19 protein-coding genes are annotated in these 16,329 nt (G+C 70.8%); 13 read left to right on the plus strand and 6 right to left on the minus strand.

From position 1 onward, the window contains the following. Positions 1-7 precede the first annotated feature (7 nt). The 8 genes from ABZT47_RS08715 (at position 8) to ABZT47_RS08750 (ending at position 5,958) form a co-directional block, all read left to right on the plus strand. A complete protein-coding gene (locus ABZT47_RS08715) occupies positions 8-1,171 on the plus strand; it encodes an acetoin utilization protein AcuC (protein ID WP_354837764.1) in 1,164 nt (387 codons plus the stop codon). A 271-nt stretch (positions 1,172-1,442) separates the two neighbouring features. Continuing rightward, positions 1,443-2,240 carry a phosphatase gene (locus ABZT47_RS08720; RefSeq protein WP_354837766.1) on the plus strand — a complete coding sequence of 266 codons (798 nt, stop codon included), beginning with the start codon at positions 1,443-1,445 and terminating at the stop codon, positions 2,238-2,240. Positions 2,241-2,561: 321 nt separating this feature from the next. Further along, the gene (locus ABZT47_RS08725; protein ID WP_030456159.1) at positions 2,562-2,765 is read left to right on the plus strand and encodes a helix-turn-helix domain-containing protein; all 204 of its coding nucleotides are present in this window, start codon (positions 2,562-2,564) and stop codon (positions 2,763-2,765) included. 336 nt (positions 2,766-3,101) lie between these two features. Beyond that, positions 3,102-3,200: an AURKAIP1/COX24 domain-containing protein gene (locus tag ABZT47_RS08730; RefSeq protein WP_018654693.1), complete on the plus strand. Its 99-nt coding sequence runs from the start codon at positions 3,102-3,104 to the stop codon at positions 3,198-3,200. A 112-nt stretch (positions 3,201-3,312) separates the two neighbouring features. Continuing rightward, the gene (locus ABZT47_RS08735; RefSeq protein ID WP_354837773.1) at positions 3,313-4,353 is read left to right on the plus strand and encodes an NAD-dependent epimerase/dehydratase family protein; all 1,041 of its coding nucleotides are present in this window, start codon (positions 3,313-3,315) and stop codon (positions 4,351-4,353) included. Positions 4,354-4,415: 62 nt separating this feature from the next. Next, entirely contained in the window at positions 4,416-5,303 is an 888-nt protein-coding gene (locus ABZT47_RS08740) for a lysophospholipid acyltransferase family protein (RefSeq protein WP_354838716.1), read from the plus strand. A 95-nt stretch (positions 5,304-5,398) separates the two neighbouring features. After that, the gene (locus ABZT47_RS08745) at positions 5,399-5,632 is read left to right on the plus strand and encodes a hypothetical protein (RefSeq protein WP_354837775.1); all 234 of its coding nucleotides are present in this window, start codon (positions 5,399-5,401) and stop codon (positions 5,630-5,632) included. Then, on the plus strand, positions 5,629-5,958 hold the full coding sequence (locus tag ABZT47_RS08750; RefSeq protein ID WP_354837777.1) for a hypothetical protein: 330 nt from the start codon (positions 5,629-5,631) through the stop codon (positions 5,956-5,958). The genes ABZT47_RS08745 and ABZT47_RS08750 overlap by 4 nt, the downstream gene beginning before the upstream one ends. 61 nt (positions 5,959-6,019) lie before the next feature. Here the strand turns inward: ABZT47_RS08750 and ABZT47_RS08755 are convergent, their stop codons facing one another. Beyond that, positions 6,020-6,859 carry an oxidoreductase gene (locus ABZT47_RS08755; RefSeq protein WP_354837779.1) on the minus strand — a complete coding sequence of 280 codons (840 nt, stop codon included), beginning with the start codon at positions 6,857-6,859 and terminating at the stop codon, positions 6,020-6,022. A gap of 140 nt (positions 6,860-6,999) precedes the next feature. On the opposite strand from ABZT47_RS08755, the gene ABZT47_RS08760 reads away from it, so the two are divergent. Next, a complete protein-coding gene (locus ABZT47_RS08760; RefSeq protein WP_354837781.1) occupies positions 7,000-7,545 on the plus strand; it encodes a helix-turn-helix domain-containing protein in 546 nt (181 codons plus the stop codon). Positions 7,546-7,656: 111 nt separating this feature from the next. Here the strand turns inward: ABZT47_RS08760 and thyX are convergent, their stop codons facing one another. The 4 genes from thyX to ABZT47_RS08780 form a co-directional block, all read right to left on the minus strand. Then, positions 7,657-8,442 carry an FAD-dependent thymidylate synthase gene (gene thyX, locus ABZT47_RS08765; protein ID WP_354837783.1) on the minus strand — a complete coding sequence of 262 codons (786 nt, stop codon included), beginning with the start codon at positions 8,440-8,442 and terminating at the stop codon, positions 7,657-7,659. Positions 8,443-8,526: 84 nt separating this feature from the next. Beyond that, the gene (locus ABZT47_RS08770; RefSeq protein WP_354837785.1) at positions 8,527-9,393 is read right to left on the minus strand and encodes an HAD-IB family hydrolase; all 867 of its coding nucleotides are present in this window, start codon (positions 9,391-9,393) and stop codon (positions 8,527-8,529) included. A gap of 131 nt (positions 9,394-9,524) precedes the next feature. Continuing rightward, positions 9,525-10,118 (minus strand): DUF5667 domain-containing protein, encoded by a 594-nt coding sequence (locus ABZT47_RS08775; RefSeq protein ID WP_354837787.1) that lies wholly within the window; start codon positions 10,116-10,118, stop codon positions 9,525-9,527. A 216-nt stretch (positions 10,119-10,334) separates the two neighbouring features. Further along, entirely contained in the window at positions 10,335-10,934 is a 600-nt protein-coding gene (locus tag ABZT47_RS08780) for a sigma-70 family RNA polymerase sigma factor (RefSeq protein ID WP_354837789.1), read from the minus strand. A 230-nt stretch (positions 10,935-11,164) separates the two neighbouring features. On the opposite strand from ABZT47_RS08780, the gene ABZT47_RS08785 reads away from it, so the two are divergent. Continuing rightward, entirely contained in the window at positions 11,165-12,814 is a 1,650-nt protein-coding gene (locus ABZT47_RS08785; protein ID WP_354837791.1) for a hypothetical protein, read from the plus strand. Positions 12,815-12,834: 20 nt separating this feature from the next. Here ABZT47_RS08785 and ABZT47_RS08790 read toward each other — a convergent pair whose 3' ends face one another. Continuing rightward, a complete protein-coding gene (locus tag ABZT47_RS08790) occupies positions 12,835-13,083 on the minus strand; it encodes a glutaredoxin family protein (RefSeq protein ID WP_354837793.1) in 249 nt (82 codons plus the stop codon). Between the two features lie 231 nt (positions 13,084-13,314). Here ABZT47_RS08790 and ABZT47_RS08795 point away from each other — a divergent pair, with 231 nt between their 5' ends. Genes ABZT47_RS08795 through hemC form a run of 3 tightly spaced genes read left to right on the plus strand, consistent with a single transcriptional unit; the run spans position 13,315 to position 16,303 of the window. Next, positions 13,315-14,022: a redox-sensing transcriptional repressor Rex gene (locus ABZT47_RS08795; RefSeq protein WP_354837795.1), complete on the plus strand. Its 708-nt coding sequence runs from the start codon at positions 13,315-13,317 to the stop codon at positions 14,020-14,022. Continuing rightward, a complete protein-coding gene (locus ABZT47_RS08800) occupies positions 14,019-15,377 on the plus strand; it encodes a glutamyl-tRNA reductase (protein ID WP_354837797.1) in 1,359 nt (452 codons plus the stop codon). The genes ABZT47_RS08795 and ABZT47_RS08800 overlap by 4 nt, the downstream gene beginning before the upstream one ends. Beyond that, the gene (hemC, locus tag ABZT47_RS08805; RefSeq protein WP_354837799.1) at positions 15,374-16,303 is read left to right on the plus strand and encodes a hydroxymethylbilane synthase; all 930 of its coding nucleotides are present in this window, start codon (positions 15,374-15,376) and stop codon (positions 16,301-16,303) included. The genes ABZT47_RS08800 and hemC overlap by 4 nt, the downstream gene beginning before the upstream one ends. Positions 16,304-16,329 lie beyond the last annotated feature (26 nt).

Raw genomic sequence — 16,329 nt, forward strand, 5'->3', positions numbered from 1 at the left:
TGATCGAATGAGCCGGTCCGTGCGGGTCGTCTGGGACGACAAGCTGATCTCCTACGACTTCGGGCCCGGGCATCCCCTGGCGCCGATCCGCGTCGAGCTGACGATGGCGCTGGCGCGCGACCTCGGGGTGCTGGACAAGGTCGAGATGGTGGGCTGCGCGCCGGCGACCGACGACGAGCTCGCCCTGGTGCACCGGCGCGACTACATCGAGGCGGTCAAGCGCGTCTCGGCGACCGGGCTGCCCGATCTGTCCTGCGGCCTCGGCACGGTCGACAACCCGGCCTTCGCCGGCGTGCACGAGGCGTCCGCGCTGATCACCGGCGCCTCCATCGAGGCGTGCCGGGCGGTGTGGACGGGAGCGGCCGAGCACGCGCTGAACATCGCCGGCGGGCTCCACCACGCGATGCCGGGCGCGGCCAGCGGCTTCTGCGTCTACAACGACCCGGCGGCGGGCATCGCCTGGATGCTGGAGCAGGGCGCGCGCCGCGTCGCCTACGTCGATGTGGACGTCCACCACGGCGACGGCGTCCAGGCGATCTTCTACGACGATCCGCGGGTGCTGACGATCAGCCTGCACGAGAGCCCGCGCACGCTGTTCCCCGGCACCGGCTTCCCCAGCGAGACCGGCGTCGACGGGACGGCCGTCAACGTCGCGCTCCCGGCCGGGTGCGGCGACGCGGGGTGGCTGCGCGCCTTCCACGCGGTCGTCCCGCCGCTGCTGCGCGAGTTCCAGCCCGACGTGCTGTTCAGCCAGCAGGGGTGCGACGGCCACGCGCTGGACCCGCTGGCTCATTTCATGCTCAGCCTGGACTGCCAGCGGCAGGCGTACGCCGCGCTGCACGCTCTGGCGCACGAGACGGCGGGCGGCCGGTGGGTGGCCACCGGCGGCGGAGGGTACGAGCTGGTCCAGGTGGTGCCGCGCGCGTGGAGCCATCTGATCGCCGAGGCGGCCGGGGAGCCGGTCGACCCGCAGACGGTCACTCCTGAGAGCTGGCGCGAGTACGTCGCGCTGCGCACGGGCGAGGTGCCGCCGCTGCACATGACCGACGGCCGCCGGCCCGACTACCACGACTTCTCGTCGGGGTACGACCCGGCGGACCCGGTGGACCGCGCGATCATGGCGACGCGCAAGGCCGTCTTCCCCCTCCACGGCCTCGATCCGATGCCCTGAGCGCGCCCGGTGGCCCGCCCGCGGAGCCGCAGGCGCAGACTAGGCAGAAGGGGCCGTGCCCGCTCTCCCCGCCACCGGCTCCCGAAGAAAACGGAATTTCGTCATTTGTCAGATGGTTACGATCGTGTGGGACCTGTCGATCGAGCGCTCCTGGCGATCCGCGCGGTGATCCGTCGTTCCACGGGGTGACCCAGCGCCGTGGTCCTGCCTGGTCGAGCCGCCGGCGTGACGCCGTGGACGCCGGCCGGCCGCTGAGCGCACGGAGATGATCATGCAGACCGCGAGCCCACCCACAAGGAGTGAGCTGACCCAGCACCTGGTGGACACGAAGATCGCCGGGAACATCGCGACCAGCCGGGAGAACAACCTCGACCACTACCGCTCCCTCGCCCTCGCTGACCCGTACTACATGTTCGGCCTCACTTTCGACAACGAGTGGACCTACCGGGACGTGCTCGCGCTCATGGCCAAGTCCGCGGGCGTGATCGACGATCCCGAGCACCGGGCGGGCCAGGACGCCATCGACCCCGAGCGCACCATCGACGCCCTCGAAGGGATGGCCGCGCGCATCGCGGCCGCGCTGCGCAAGCCCGACCCGCGCATCATCATCGCCACCGGCCACCCCACCGGGATCATGACGATCCACCTCGCCCTCGCCCGGTTCGCCGCCGCGCGCGGCGCGACGCTGCTCACCCCGGCGGAGGGCCTGATGATCTCCAGCGGCGGCCTGGGCCGCAAGCGCCGCGTCATGTACTTCGACGAGGTGGCCGTGCTGGCCGACGGCGGCGCGCTGGTGCACTCTCACGACCCGGCGCCGATGCAGGCGATGCTCGCCCGGCTCGACGGGGACCGGCCCGATCTGGTGATCGCCGACCACGGGTGGGCGGGCGCGGCCGGCGAGGCGGGGGTCGAGACGGTCGGATTCGCCGACAGCAACGACCCCGGGCTGTTCGTCGGCGAGGCCGAGGGCAAGATCGCCGTCACCGTGCCGCTGGACGACAATGTGTTCCCCCGGCACTACGCTCCGTTGACCTCGTATCTGATCGCACGGGTCGAGAGTGACCTGTGAGGCGATCGGCACCTATTCCGGTCTGGCCCTAACTTCCGTTTCGCGCGTGTATTGGGTCTGGCGCGTCGACCGTTTGCCAACTTTTTTGTGATCCCAAGCGACTCTAATGGGACACGGTTGGACCGAGTGACAGATCGAGATCAGGGCTCGGCCTGGCTGCTGGCCAGCGACTTCTCCCGTTCTGGTGGCAGGAGTCTCCGATCACTGATGGAATAGGGGGTTTGCGCGATCGGAGTCGCGTTCTACGCTGACAGCAGTACACGTGCGTGAGCAATGGCACCAGTGGGGATAACCCGGAAACACGTGCGGAAGAGGCGTCCGATGGGTGCAGGCGAAAGACCTCTCAGCGAGGTGAAGTTCCTGACGGTGGCAGAGGTCGCCACCGTCATGCGGGTGTCCAAGATGACGGTGTACCGGCTGGTTCACTCAGGCGAGTTACCGGCCATCCGGGTCGGGCGATCCTTCAGGGTGCCTGAGCAGGCGGTGCACGACTACCTCAGGGATGCGTTCATCGAAGCGGGTTGAATGGATCAGTGATGACATCACCGGTCGTTCGCCGAACTCGCTGATGTCGAACGCGGGGTCCGCGATGACGCGGACCTGACCGGAAGCGAGGTGGGCGGCCGGCCGCCCGCGTCGTCCGGTCGCCGGTCATTGACGTCCGGCGGCCACGCGGGTTCCCCCCAGGGGGCGATCGACCGCGAATCGCCGGTAGGCTGTTGGATCGGTGTGTGCCTTGGCGAGGCGCCGTCCCGTGGTTCAGGTGTGCCGTGCCTACGGCGCGTCCGAGCCGCGGGTGGTATGCGACCCGCCGTCTCGCGCACATTGATGTTGACCAACCTACCTTCACCTGGGGGTCCCGTGGGCTCTGTGATCAAGAAGCGTCGTAAGCGCATGGCGAAGAAGAAGCACCGCAAGCTTCTCAAGAAGACCCGCATCCAGCGGCGTAACAAGAAGTAGTAGCGCGGACCGACAACGCAGAGCGGCGGGCCGGGCGGGTCGATCTCACCATCGCCATCCCGGTGAGCCCGAGCCGAGCGCGACCACGAGCGAGTGATTCTGCGAGGCGGCGATGACACACACCGTGCTCGTCACGGGAGTCTCCCGGCACATCGGTGCCCGGGTGGCGAGCGTCCTCGCTGCCGACCCGGACATCGACCGGGTCATCGGAGTGGACACCGCGCCGCCGTCCTCGAAATCGCTGGGCGGCGGCGGCGTCGAGCTGGGCCGCACCGAGTTCGTCCGGGTTGATCTGCGCAGCCCGGACATCGCGCGTGTCATCGCGGCCGCGGACATCGACACCGTCGTGCACATGAGCCTGGTGAGCGCCCCGTCGGGCGCCGCCGGCCGCTCGTCGATGAAAGAGCACAACGTCATCGGCACCATGCAGCTGCTCGGCGCATGCCAGCGGTCGGCGACGGTGCGGAAGGTCGTGGTGCGCTCGACCACGGCCGTCTACGGCTCGTCCCCGCACGACCCGGCGGTGTTCACCGAGGACACCGAACCGGTCGACGCCCCGATCCGCGGCTACGCCAAGGACGCCACCGAGGTGGAGTCCTACGTGCGCGGATTCGCCAGGCGGCGGCCCGACGTCTCGGTCTCGACGCTGCGCTTCGCCAACTTCATGGGCCCCGGCGTCGACTCGCCGCTGACCCGCTACTTCGAGCTGCCCGTGCTGCCGACGGTGTTCGGCTTCGACCCGCGCCTGCAGTTCGTCCACGAGGACGACGGCGTCGAGGTGCTGCGGCGCATGGCCCTGGAAGACCACCCCGGCACCTACAACGTCGCCGGTGACGGCATCATGCTCCTGTCACAGTGCGTGCGCAGGAGTGGCCGCCCGGCCCTCCCGGTGCTCTCCACCGCCTTCCGCGTCCTCGGCGACCTGGCGCGCGGCGCCGGGCGCGTCGAGTTCTCCCCCGAACAGCTCGGCCTGATGAGCTACGGGCGCGCTGTGGACGCCGGCCGGCTCGCCGCCGAGCTCGACTGGCGGCCCAAGTTCTCCACCGCGTCGGCGTTCGACGACTTCCTCCACTCGCGTGGCTTGTTTGGCGGTATGCCACTCACTGTGATCGACTGGCTGTCGACAGTGCTGGGTGGGGGTGCGCGACGGTGAAGAAGACAGAGATACCGCATGACTTTCGTGATGAGGAGCCCGGAACAGCCCGGGTCATCCCCATCACCGCGGCGCGGCGCCGGGCCACCGACGGCGGCGCGAGTGCCGTCGAGGACCGCCTGGCCGCCCTGCTGGACTTCCTGCGCAGGCGCGTCGCCGGGGAGTACGAGGTCGACGAGTTCGGGTTCGATCCCGAACTGAACGACAAGGTGCTCCTTGAGCTGATCCGCCCGCTCTACCGCCACTGGTTCCGCGTCGAGACCACCGGCCTGGCCAACGTGCCCGGCGAGGCGGGCGCGCTCGTGGTCGCCAACCACTCGGGCACCGTCCCCGTCGACGCGCTGATGCTCCAGGTCGCGCTGCACGACGAGCACCCCGCGCACCGCGCGCTGCGGCTGCTCGGCGCCGATCTGGTCTACCAGCTCCCCGTCCTCGGCCACCTGTCCCGCAAGTCCGGCCACACGCTCGCCTGCCCCGAGGACGCCGACCGGCTCATGCGCAAGGGCGAGCTGGTCGGGGTGTTCCCCGAAGGCTTCAAGGGCGTCGGCAAGCCGTTCTCCGAGCGGTACAAGCTCCAGCGTTTCGGGCGCGGCGGGTTCGTGGCCTCGGCGATCCGCGCCCAGGTGCCGATCATCCCGTGCGCCATCGTCGGCGCCGAGGAGATCTACCCCAAGATCGGCGACTTCCGTTCGCTCGCCCGGCTGCTCGGCCTGCCCTACATCCCGATCACGCCGCTGTTCCCCTGGCTCGGACCGCTCGGGCTGGTGCCCCTGCCGTCCAAGTGGATGATCCAGTTCGGCGAGCCGGTGCGCACCGACGAGTACGACCCGGAGGAGGCCGAGGACCCGATGCTGGTCTTCAACCTCACCGACCAGGTCCGCGAACTCATCCAGCAGCAACTCAACCACCTACGCCTCCAACGAGGCCACGCCTTCCCCCCGTTCTTCTAGACGGTCCCCTGGCTGGATCGGGGCAGTCCACGGTGAGGTGTTCAACTGCCGAGATTCTTCGGACCGTAAGCATCGCGTAGTCATATTGTCACGGTGTGCTGACGACCTATCAGGAGATCCGCGATCGGATCTACACGCTGACCCGCGACCTCGGCATGCGTGTCGATTGGGCCGAGACGACACCGCTGTTTCGCCTACTCTTGCTCGACGACGACCGTCAGGTCGTCGTGGCTCGCGCGAGCGTGCCGGTGAGGGGCATCACCTCGCGCGCGCTGAACGACCTGCAGGCCGATCTTGAGCATGTCTTCGGAAAGGGCTGGTTGCTTTGACCTCGACCGTCCGCCGGGTGACCTTCCGCGTCAGCCGGGAACGCGCCCTCGATCTTGATGGCGAAGTCTGGTACGCCGGTCCCGTCGATGCCCCGATTCGATCGGGGGTGTCCGCCGAGACTCTCGCGGAGCTGCGAGACGCCGTCGAGGCGATCAAGCACTTCGTCCTGGGCGTCGCCGAGGAGGTCGCCGTCATCGTGGAGTACGTGTACGACCTTCCTGGCGTCTCTCCGGAGGTCTGGCAGGCGCACCGGGAGTTGAGAGACCGGCTGTGCGAGGCAGGGCTGTCGGAGGACGACCGAGCCGAGTTGCTGCTGTCCGCCTGAACCGTCCTTTCGCCGAGCGCTGGAACGCTCTCAGGTGCGGGCCGCTTGGTGGTGGCCGAGGTCAGGGGGTGGGTGGGTAGTCGGTGGAGGTGGTGAGCGGGGCCCACTTACGGGCTTCGGCGGTTCGTTCGTCGGCGGAGCGCAGGGCGGAGGTCAGGGCGTCGGAGCCGAGCAGCAGGCGTCGCGGCGGCTCCTCGGCCTCGACGACGGCGATGATCGCCTGGGCCGCGCGGGCGGGGTCGCCCGGCTCGCTGCCGCCGTAGCGGGCGCGCATGCGCAGCCACTCGCCGATGGTCTGGTCGTAGTCCTCGCCGACGGGGGCCTGCGCGGTGGCGGCGCCGGCGTTCCAGTTCGTGCGGAAGCCGCCGGGCTCGACGATGGTCACCTTGACGCCGAGGGGCGCCACCTCGTTGGCCAGCACCTCCGAGAAGCCCTCGACGCCGAACTTGGCCGTCTGGTAGGCGCTGAGGCCGGGGCTGCCGCCCACGCGTCCGCCGATGGAGGAGATCTGGACGATGTGGCCGGAGCGCCGGCGTCGCATGAACGGCAGCACGGCCCTGGTCACGTTGACCACCCCGAACAGGTTGACCTCGATCTGGGCGCGGAACTCCTCCTCGGGGAACTCCTCGATGGCGGCGCTGGTGGCGTAGCCGGCGTTGTTGACCACGACGTCCAGCGAGCCGAACCGCTCGGCGGCCGCCTCCACCACGGCCCGGACGGCGGCGGGGTCGGTGACGTCCAGCGCGACGGGAAGCAGGCGTCCGTCGTGCCGCCGCGCGAGGTCGCCGAGCGCCTCGGGGGCGCGCGAGGTCGCCACCACCTGGTCGCCGTGCGCGAGCACGGCCTCGACCAGGTCGCGGCCGATGCCGCTCGAACCGCCTGTGACCAGCCAGGTCCTCATGATCCGTTCTCCTTCTGACGTGGGGCGCTGCGTGGTCGCTTCGCCAACTGACACACTAACGTGACAGTAATGCCACTTTATGCCCCATCAACGAGTCGGAGAGAATGTGATGTGCCACACACGGGTAGAGTGGCAGAGTCATGAGAGCTGATGCCGCGCGCAACCTGGACGCGGTCCTGCGCACCGGCGCCCGCCTGCTGGCCGAGGACCCCTCGACCAGCATGGGCACGATCGCCGCCGAGGCCGGGGTCGACCGGCGCACCGTCTACCGGCGCTTCCCCACCCGTGAGGCCCTGCTCGCCGCCGTCTTCCAGGCCAAGCTCGACTCCGCGGAGCGCGTGCTGGACGAGGCCCGGCTGGTGGAGGCCCCGGTGGCGGTGGCGCTGCACCGCTACGTGGAGGGCATCGTCCCGATGAGCCGCGAGTGGCCGGTGGACGTGCGCAAGATGATGCGCGCCGACCCGGCCGCGAGCGTCCGCAGACAGGCGCAGAGCGCGCGGCTCGACAGGTTCCTCCAGCGGGCGGCCGACGAGGGGCTGCTGCGCGGGGACGTGCCGGTCGCCTGGGCCCGCGCCACCCTGGACGACCTCGTCGACGCCGCCGCCCACCGGTTCCCCGAGCTGGAGCCGCCCCGGGCCGCCGATCTCGTCGTGGACACCCTGCTCAACGGCCTCGGCCGGCGATAGGACGGCCGCGGCGTCGAAAGCCGGCGGTGCGGGGGTCCCAAGCCGGCGTGCGGGGATCGAAGGCCGGCGGTCGCAGGAGCCGGACCCGAGGGCCGGGCGGCGTCGCCGAGGTCAGACCTTGCGCCAGCCGGGGGTCCAGACGCCGTTCTCGACGGTGTAGTCGCCGAACAGGGCGGGGGCCTCCTTGGCCATCAGCTCGCCGACCTTGCCGAAGATCAGCCGGATCTCCTCCTCGGCTCCCGCCGCCGTGCGGTTCTCGATGACGTGCCGAAGGGTGCGCACGTTGGCGGTCCACACCATGCCGGTGGCCAGGCCTTCGGGCGCGAAGCGCCGCATGAAGGAGGTCTTGGCCTTCTTCTCGCCGAAGGGCACGCCCTGCTCGTCCAGCCCGAAGTGGCCGGCCATCCAGTGCTGGAACTCCTCCATCCGCCCGAGCAGCTCGCTCGCCCGTTCCATCAACTCCGGATCGGCGAGGGCCCACTGGGGGAACCAGAACGGCAGGTCGTCCAGCCGCACGAAGCGCAGCGACTCCTGCGAGACCGCCGTGCCGGCCCGGTGGCGGACCAGTTCGTGCGTGGCCACCCGGCTGACGTCGTGCAGGACGAACGAGAAGCTCACGTGCTCCAGCACCGAGCCATGGGCGCTGGCCAGGATGTTGCGGAGGTAGTCCTCCTGGTCGGTGCGGATGCGGGTGACGTTGGGGTTCAGCCCCGGCTCCCAGGAGCGGTAGCAGATGCGCCCGGCGAACTCGGCGAGGTTCTGCGCGTCGTCCATCTCGCCGCGGTCGACCCTCTCGAGCCAGTTGTCCCCGCCCACCTCGGCGAGATAGCCGGCGACCTCGTCGTAGTCCAGCCGGGGGCGGGCGATGAGACGGACCTCGGGCTCCACGTGACGCAAGGTGATCCTCCGCGGCGACTTTCCGGAAAACGGCCGCCACGAGTCTGCCATGCCCACTCGCCGGGCCGCCCACGGACGGTCGGCTCAGGCGGAGCGGTAGTGCTTCCTGAGGGCGATGGCGGCGGCGATGCCGCCCGCCACGGCGCCCGCGCCCGCCGCGATGGGAAGCCCGATCATGGTGGCCCTGCGCCCGGTGCGGAAGTCCTTGACCGCCCACTCGTTCTTCCTGGCCTGCTCGAGCAGCAGGCCGTCGGGGTTCACCGCGATCGGGTGGCCGACCAGCCGGAGGAGGGGCAGGTCGTTGGCGGAGTCGCTGTAGGCGGTGCAGCGCGACAGGTCGAGGCCCTCGCGGCGGGCCAGCGCCTTGACCGCCTCGGCCTTGGCGGGGCCGTGCAGCAGGTCGCCCACGAGGCGGCCGGTGTAGACGCCGTTCTCGGTCTCGGCGACCGTGCCGAGCGCGCCGGTCAGCCCGAGGCGCTGGGCGATCACGCGGGACAGCTCGACCGGGGTGGCGGTCACCAGCCAGACGCGCTGGCCGTTGTCCAGGTGGCTCTGCGCGAGCGCGCGGGTGCCTGCCCAGATGCGGTCGGCCATGACCTCGTCGTAGATCTCTTCGCCGAGGCGCACGACGTCGTCCACCTTGAGGCCGACGACGAACGCCAGGGCGGTCTCCTTGGCCCGGGCGATGTGCTCGGGGTTCTCGTTGCCGCGCACCCGGAACAGGGCCTGGCCGAGCGCGAACATCACCAGGTCCTTGGTGGTGAACAGCCCGCGGGAGGCGAGCCCGCGGGCGAAGTGGTAGATCGAGGCGCCGCGCATCATCGTGTTGTCGACGTCGAAGAAGGCCGCGGCGGTGGGGTCGGGCTCGGCGACCGGCGACGACACCGCCGCCGCCGCGGCGACCTCCCCGGCTATCTCGGCCTCGGTGTGCCGTCGCAGTAACCGCCTCATAGCACCTCAGCTTAACGGGGAGGAGGGGGTGGAGTCGGTGTACGTGGCGTTAGCGTGGCGTGACCGTTCGGGCACGCGGCGGCGTCCGAAAGGGCCTGCCGCACCGCCCTTCGTGTGGGTCGCGGGGCCCGTCAGGGGGTCATGTCCTCGATCATGTCGAGGTAGGCGCTGGCCTTCATGCGGTCGTCGCCGCCGAGCTGGGGGATCATCGGCTCGACGACGTCGCGCTGTTCCTTGGTGAAGCGCTTGAGCGCCGGGGCGTGCGTCCCCTGCCGCTTGACGTGCCCGAGCGCCGACAGCGCCGACCGGGTGGTGGAGGTCATCTCGTCCAGGGTGGGACCGATGAGCCGCTCACGCCGGGAGTCGGGGTAGCCGAGCAGCGCGGCGGCCTCGGTGGCGCGGGAGTGGGCGGCCGTCAGCTCGCGCTGGGCGCGTTCGATGTCGTCGGTGGTGAGGCTCAGCACGGTCGCCTCGGCGGCCCGCTTGATCGGGTAGAGGTTGTCGCCGGGCACCGAGGCGTAGGTCTGGACCCCGGTGACCACCATCACGGCGGTCAGGGCGACGATCAGCGCGCCCGGCCGCAGCCGGACGAGGAGCGGGGGGCGGCGACGGCGCCGCCCGGTGTCCGGCTCGAGATCGGGGCCGGTGACCTGGGCGGCCAGGATCTCCTCGCGGAGCCGGGCGCGGAAGTCGGGGCTCGGGCCGTGGGCGGGCTCGGCGCCCATCGCGCGGAGCCGGGCCGCGAAATGGGGTTGAGGGCGCCGACGGCTGCCGGCGGACGAACGCCTGTGCGGCCACCGCGTAGGCCCCCACTTGCCCATGAAAGCTCCCTGCCGCGCCCACTACGATGATCCATAGGTGCTACATGCCCAACGATGCGGGGAGCCATCAGGTTACGGCCGCCCCGCCGGCCGGAGATCCCTCGCGAGGGTCACCCTAGATCAATTGAGATCGTCCGGAAGAGCCCTGGCGAGCGCGCGGACCGCGCGGAACTGCAGGGCCTTGATCGCGCCGCTCTTCTTGCCCATGATCAGCGCCGTCTCGGCCAGCGACATGCCGTGCAGGAAGCGCAGGACCACGCACTCCTGCTGCTCGGGGTTGAGGTCGCGGACGGCCCGCAGGACGCTCTCGCTGACCATGGTCGCCACCACCGCGTTCTCCGGGATGTGCGGCCCGTCCATGGGGGTGTCCAGCACCTCGGCGGTGGACACCTCCATGCGGTAGCGGCCGGACTTGAAATGGTCGGCCACAAGGTTCCTGGCGATGGTCACCAGCCACGCGCCGAAGTCCCTGCCCTGCCAGGTGAAGTCGGCGATGCGCCGCAGGGCCCGCAGGAACGTCTCGCTGGTGATGTCCTCCGCCAGCGCGTGGCCGCCCACCCGGAAGTAGACATAGCGATAGACGAGATCGACGTAGCGGTCGTACAGCGCCGCGAAGGCGTCCGCGTCGCCGGTCTTGGCGCGCAGGACGATCCTGCGCAGTTCGTCGGCGTCCGGGGAGGGACGTTCGCGCTGCTCGGCGGCGGCGCGGGTGGGGTTCACTGTGTCGGCCGATCCTGGTGGGGAAAGCCCGGCGACCGACCATGAGTTCGACATCCGGTATCCCTGGGGAGCAAAGGGAAGGGCGCGTGCGTGCTCGAACACTCTAGAAATCATCGGGAAATTACACAATCCACTTTGCCTCAGTAACTACCACGCGTAACAGGAGTGCTGCGGCACTTCGGACACCGGCTACCGGTTTGGAGGTAATGTCCGGCAGAGTTGGGGCCATCATGGAAGCCGTCGTTGCCGTCACCGCCTTCGCGGGTGCGCTGTTCGCCGCCATCACCACTGGCATCCTGGTCGGACGTCTCAGGGACGACCGGAGCGGCTGGCTCATCGCCTGGACCGTCACCACCTCGGCGCTGTGCCTGGCCCTGGGCGCCGTCGCCATCGGGCACCTGATGAAGTTCGGGCCCGTGACCTTCAGGGTCTACCAGATCACCGGGGCGTTCCTCGCGCCGTTCTGGCTGGCCATAGGCATGATCCAGATGCTCGCCGAGAAGGCCCCCGCGAAGTTCGCCGCCTGGCTTTTCGGCATCGCCTTCACATTGATCACCACGGTCATCCTGATCCTCGACCCGGTGAGCAACCCCGAGAAGTTCACCACGACCCTGCCGCTCGGGGACACCCACTGGACGATCATCCCGACGGCCCTGCTGAACGCCGCCCACGCCATCACCTATCTGATCCTCATCGGCTGCCTGATCCTCGCCGTCCTGCGCTGGCGCGGCGGCGACGACGTGGACGCCGACAACATGCACGCCGGCGTGGTGCTGGCGCCCACGGGCCTCGCCCTGGTGGGCGCCGTGCGCTTCGCGATCCCCGGCGTGTTCGCGGCCCTGGTGACCATCCTCATGGTCGGGGCCGTCTGGTACGCCGTCGCCCGCCCCCTCGCCCCCTACGACGAGGATCGCGACGGCCCTGACGACGACTGGGACGACGCGCGTCCCGCCGCGCGCCGCCGGGCCGCCGAGCCCGAGGCCCCCTACGAGTCGTCGGGGCCGCTGCCGGCGACTCCGGCGATGTCGCCGCCGCGCCGCTCCGGGCTCGGCGACCTGGTGGCCGAGTACCGCGCCAACGACCCGGGCGATGTTGACTACGCGGCCCGCATGCAGCCCTCCGGCGGCTTCGGCGGAGCGGGGGGCCAGGGCGGGCCCGGCGGCCAGGGTGGCTATGGCGGTCCGATGACCGGCGAGTTCATCAACCCCGACGCCCCGGGCGGCGCTCCGGGGCAGGGCGCGCCGGGGCTCGCGGGCCCGTACGGCTCGCCCATGCCGGGAGCGCCGGGCCGCCCGGCGGGCGGCCATCAGGGGCAAGGGGCCGGCGACCCGGCCGGGCAGCACGGGCGGGGGCCCTTCGACCCCGCCGCCGGCCTCGCCGGGCCGAACGGCTCGCACCGCGCCCCCGGGCCGGACGCCGCGATGCCGGCCACCGGCATGCTGTTCAACAGCAACGAGATCAACCAGACCCTCGGCCGGCCGGACATCCCCGTCGCCGGCGGGCGCCGGGGCGAGTCGCCGCTGCCCTCGGGCCCGTCCGTGCGGCCCTCGCCGAGCATCTATGGCCTGCTCACCGTGTTCACGCTGATCGACGGGTCGGGTGAGGCGTTCGACCGGCTGGCGGTGGAGACCGTCGAGGCCGTGCAGCGCAGCGAGCCCGACACGCTGATCTTCGTCTGCCACGCGGTCAAGTCGGCCCCGCTGCAGCGCATCGTGTACGAGCTCTACCGGGACGAGGTGGCCTTCAGCGAGCACCAGCGCCAGGCGCACATGGAGCGCTTCGCCCGCGAGCGGGTGGCCCATGTGCTGGCCGCCAACGTCATCGAGCTCAACGTCAACGCCGCCAAGGTCGTCCCCCTCCCGACCGCCTTCAGGGTCTAGCCGGGCAGGGGGCGGCGGCGTCAGGCGGACAGGGCGGCGCGCAGGCGCGCCTCGTCGACGCGCCAGAAGTCGTGCTGGACGCCGTCGATGAGGGTGACCGGGATCATCTCCCAGTAGGCGGCCTGGTCATCCTCGGAGGCGGTGATGTCGCGCTCCTCCCAGGCGACCCCGAGCTCCGCCGCAACCTTCTCGATGACGGCCCTGGCGTCGTCGCACAGGTGGCAGCCGGGTTTGCCGAGCAGGGTGATCGTGTGGTCGCGCGGAGGCATGGACCCAGCCTAACGGCACCCCCCTCTGTGCGACCGATCACAGTGGCGGGGCCGGATCAGGGACCGCCACCCCTACCTGCGACAGTTGGGACCCGAGAGGAGGCGCTCGCACTTTGTGCATAGCTTCACAAAGGTACTAACCTGGATGCCTGCGCCCTTCTCCTCGACATCCGTCGCAACGCGAGCGCGGCCGGGGCGCACCGGCCGCCCGTCCCCTGGAGCTCCGGTCAAGTGACCCGCCGCCCGTCCCACGCGCGCGAACGTGGCATCCCCGATGCGACCGTCGCGCGGCTGCCGCTCTACCTGCGCGCGTTGAACGGACTCGCGGAACGGGGCACGGCCACCGTAAGCTCGGAAGACCTGGCCGTCGCCGCAGGGGTGAACTCCGCCAAGCTCCGCAAGGACCTGTCGCACCTGGGGTCCTACGGGACGCGCGGCGTCGGCTACGACGTCCAATACCTGATCTACCAGATCTCCCGCGAGCTGGGCCTGACGCAGGACTGGGCCGTGGCCATCGTCGGGGTCGGCAACCTCGGCCGCGCGCTCGCCGCCTATGGGGGGTTCGTCTCCCGGGGGTTCCGGGTGGCCGCGCTGTTCGACGCCGACTCGGCCGTGGTCGGCGAGCAGCTCGTGGGGATGGCCGTGCAGCACATAGACGAGCTGGAAAGCGTGATCGACAAGCGGGGGGTGTCCATCGTGGTCATCGCGACGCCCGCGGCGGCCGCCCAGCAGGTGGCCGACCGGGTCATCGCGGCCGGGATCACGAGTATCTTGAACTTCGCCCCCGTCGTGCTCACCGTGCCTGACGGAGTCGATGTCCGCAAGGTCGACCTCTCGACCGAACTGCAGATTCTTGCGTTCCATGAGCAGCGCAAAGCGGATCGTGAAACAGGGAGCCCCATGATGGCCGAGGACTGGGCCGAGGCGATGGACGCATGAGCCTTCTCGCGGTAGGTCTCAGCCACCGGACGGCGCCGGTAGCGCTGCTCGAACGCGTCTCGGCGTCCGGGGACGCCTTAGTGAAGCTGCTGCACGACATCGCCCGCGACGAGCACGTGTCCGAGGTGATGATCGTCTCCACCTGCAACCGGGTCGAGGTGTACGCCGAGGTCGACCGCTTCCACGGCGGCGTCACCGCGGTCACCGGCATGCTCGGCGCGCACTCCGGCGTCCCCCAGGAGCAGCTCACCCGCCACCTGTACGTCCACTACGAGGACAGGGTGGTCGAGCACCTGTTCACGGTGGCCTGCGGCCTCGACTCCATGGTCGTCGGCGAGGGGCAGATCCTCGGCCAGGTGCGCCAGTCGCTGCGCCTGGCCCAGGAGCAGGGCACCGCGGGCACCATCCTGAACGAGCTGGCCCAGCAGGCGCTGCGCGTCGGCAAGCGCGCCCACACCGAGACCGGCATCGACCGCGCGGGCGCGTCGCTGGTCGGCGTGGGCCTCACTCTGGCCGAGCGGGTCCTCGGCCCCCTCCAGGGCAGGCGGGCGCTGGTGGTGGGCGCGGGCTCGATGAGCGCGCTGTCCACGGCGACCCTCGGCCGGGCCGGCGTGACCGACATCGTGGTGGCCAACCGCACCTTCGAGCGGGCCGCGCGCCTGGCGCAGAGCGTCGGCGGCCGTGCGGTCGAGCTGTCGGACGTCGAGCGCGAGCTCGCCGCCGCCGACCTGGTCATTTCATGCACCGGAGCAGGTAGCGTTGTCATCGACACCGAAATGGTGGCGCGGGTTCCGCGCGGCAAGCCGCTGTTCCTGCTCGACCTCGCGCTTCCACACGACGTGGACCCCGGCGTCCGCACCGTTCCCGGCGTCACGCTGGTCGATCTTGAGTCCATGCAGCAGGCCGGGCTCGGCGACCAGGCCGACGGCGGCGACGGCGTCTCCGAGGGCGTCACCGCGGTCCGGGCGATCGTGGCGGCCGAGGTGTGCGCCTATCTGCGCGCCGAGCGCGCGGCCAAGGTCACCCCGACGGTGGTGGCCCTGCGGTCCAAGGCCGCCGACGTCGTGGAGGCCGAGCTCGGACGCCTGGTCACCCGGGTGCCCGAGATGGACGAGCGGGTGCGCGGCGAGATCGCGCAGACCGTCCGCAGGGTCGTGGACAAACTACTCCACGAGCCGACGGTGCGTGTCAAGCGGTTGGCCGCGTCCCCGGCGGGTGATCATTATGCCGAGGCGCTGCGCGAGCTGTTCGACCTGAACCCGAAGGTACCGGAGGCGGTGACGAGGGCCGACGTGGCCGAGGTGGAGACCGTCGAGACCGGGGTCACCGGTCACGCAGGCGAGGAGGACGCATGAGCGGCGAGGCACTGAAACTCGGCGTCCTGCGCCTGGGCACCCGCAGGAGCCTGATGGCCACGACCCAGTCGGGGCAGGTGGCCGACCGGCTCACCGCGCTGACCGGCCACACCGTCGAGCTGGTCGGCGTCACGACCTTCGGCGACGTCACCAAGACCCAGCTCGCGCAGCTCGGCGGCACCGGCGTGTTCGTCAGCGCCCTGCGCGACAAGCTCATCGCGGGCGACATCGACTTCGCGGTCCACTCCCTCAAGGATCTTCCGACCAAGCCCGACCCGCGCGTGGTCATCGCGGCCATCCCGCCCAGGGATGACCCGCGCGACGCGCTCGTCGGCCCGGCGGGGCTCGCCGACCTCCCGCCCGGCGCCCGCGTGGGCACCGGCTCCCCGCGCCGGGTGGCCCAGCTCCGCCTGCTGCGCCCCGACCTCGACTACGTCCCGATCCGCGGCAACGCCGACACCCGCATCGGCAAGGTCACCTCCGGTGAGCTCAGCGCCGTCGTGCTGGCCGCCGCCGGGCTCGGGCGCATCGGCCGCGAGGCCGAGATCTCCCAGCTTTTCGACGTCGACGAGATGCTTCCCGCGCCGGGCCAGGGGGCCCTCGCGGTGGAGTGCCGCGCCGACGACGCCGCCCTCGTCGAGCTGCTCGCCGTCCTGGACGACCCGCGCACCCGCGCGGCCGTCACCGCCGAGCGCGCCCTGCTGGCCACCCTGGAGGGCGGCTGTCACGCGCCCGTAGGTGCGTACGCGGCCGATGACGGGCACATTCTCAACCTGACCGCCACCGTGGTCGCCATCGATGGCGCCCGGTCGGTGCGCAAGTCCACCGCCGGTGATCCCTCGGCGGCCATGGAGCTCGGTCGCGACCTCGCGGCCGCCATGATCGCAGAGGGAGCCGGCACGTTGATGGGGGAGCGGACCCATTGAGCTCCGGAAGCCAGACCAGCAAGACC

Source organism: Sphaerisporangium sp. NPDC005289, from assembly GCF_040607455.1.
Taxonomy (GTDB): Bacteria; Actinomycetota; Actinomycetes; order Streptosporangiales; family Streptosporangiaceae; genus Sphaerisporangium; species Sphaerisporangium rhizosphaerae.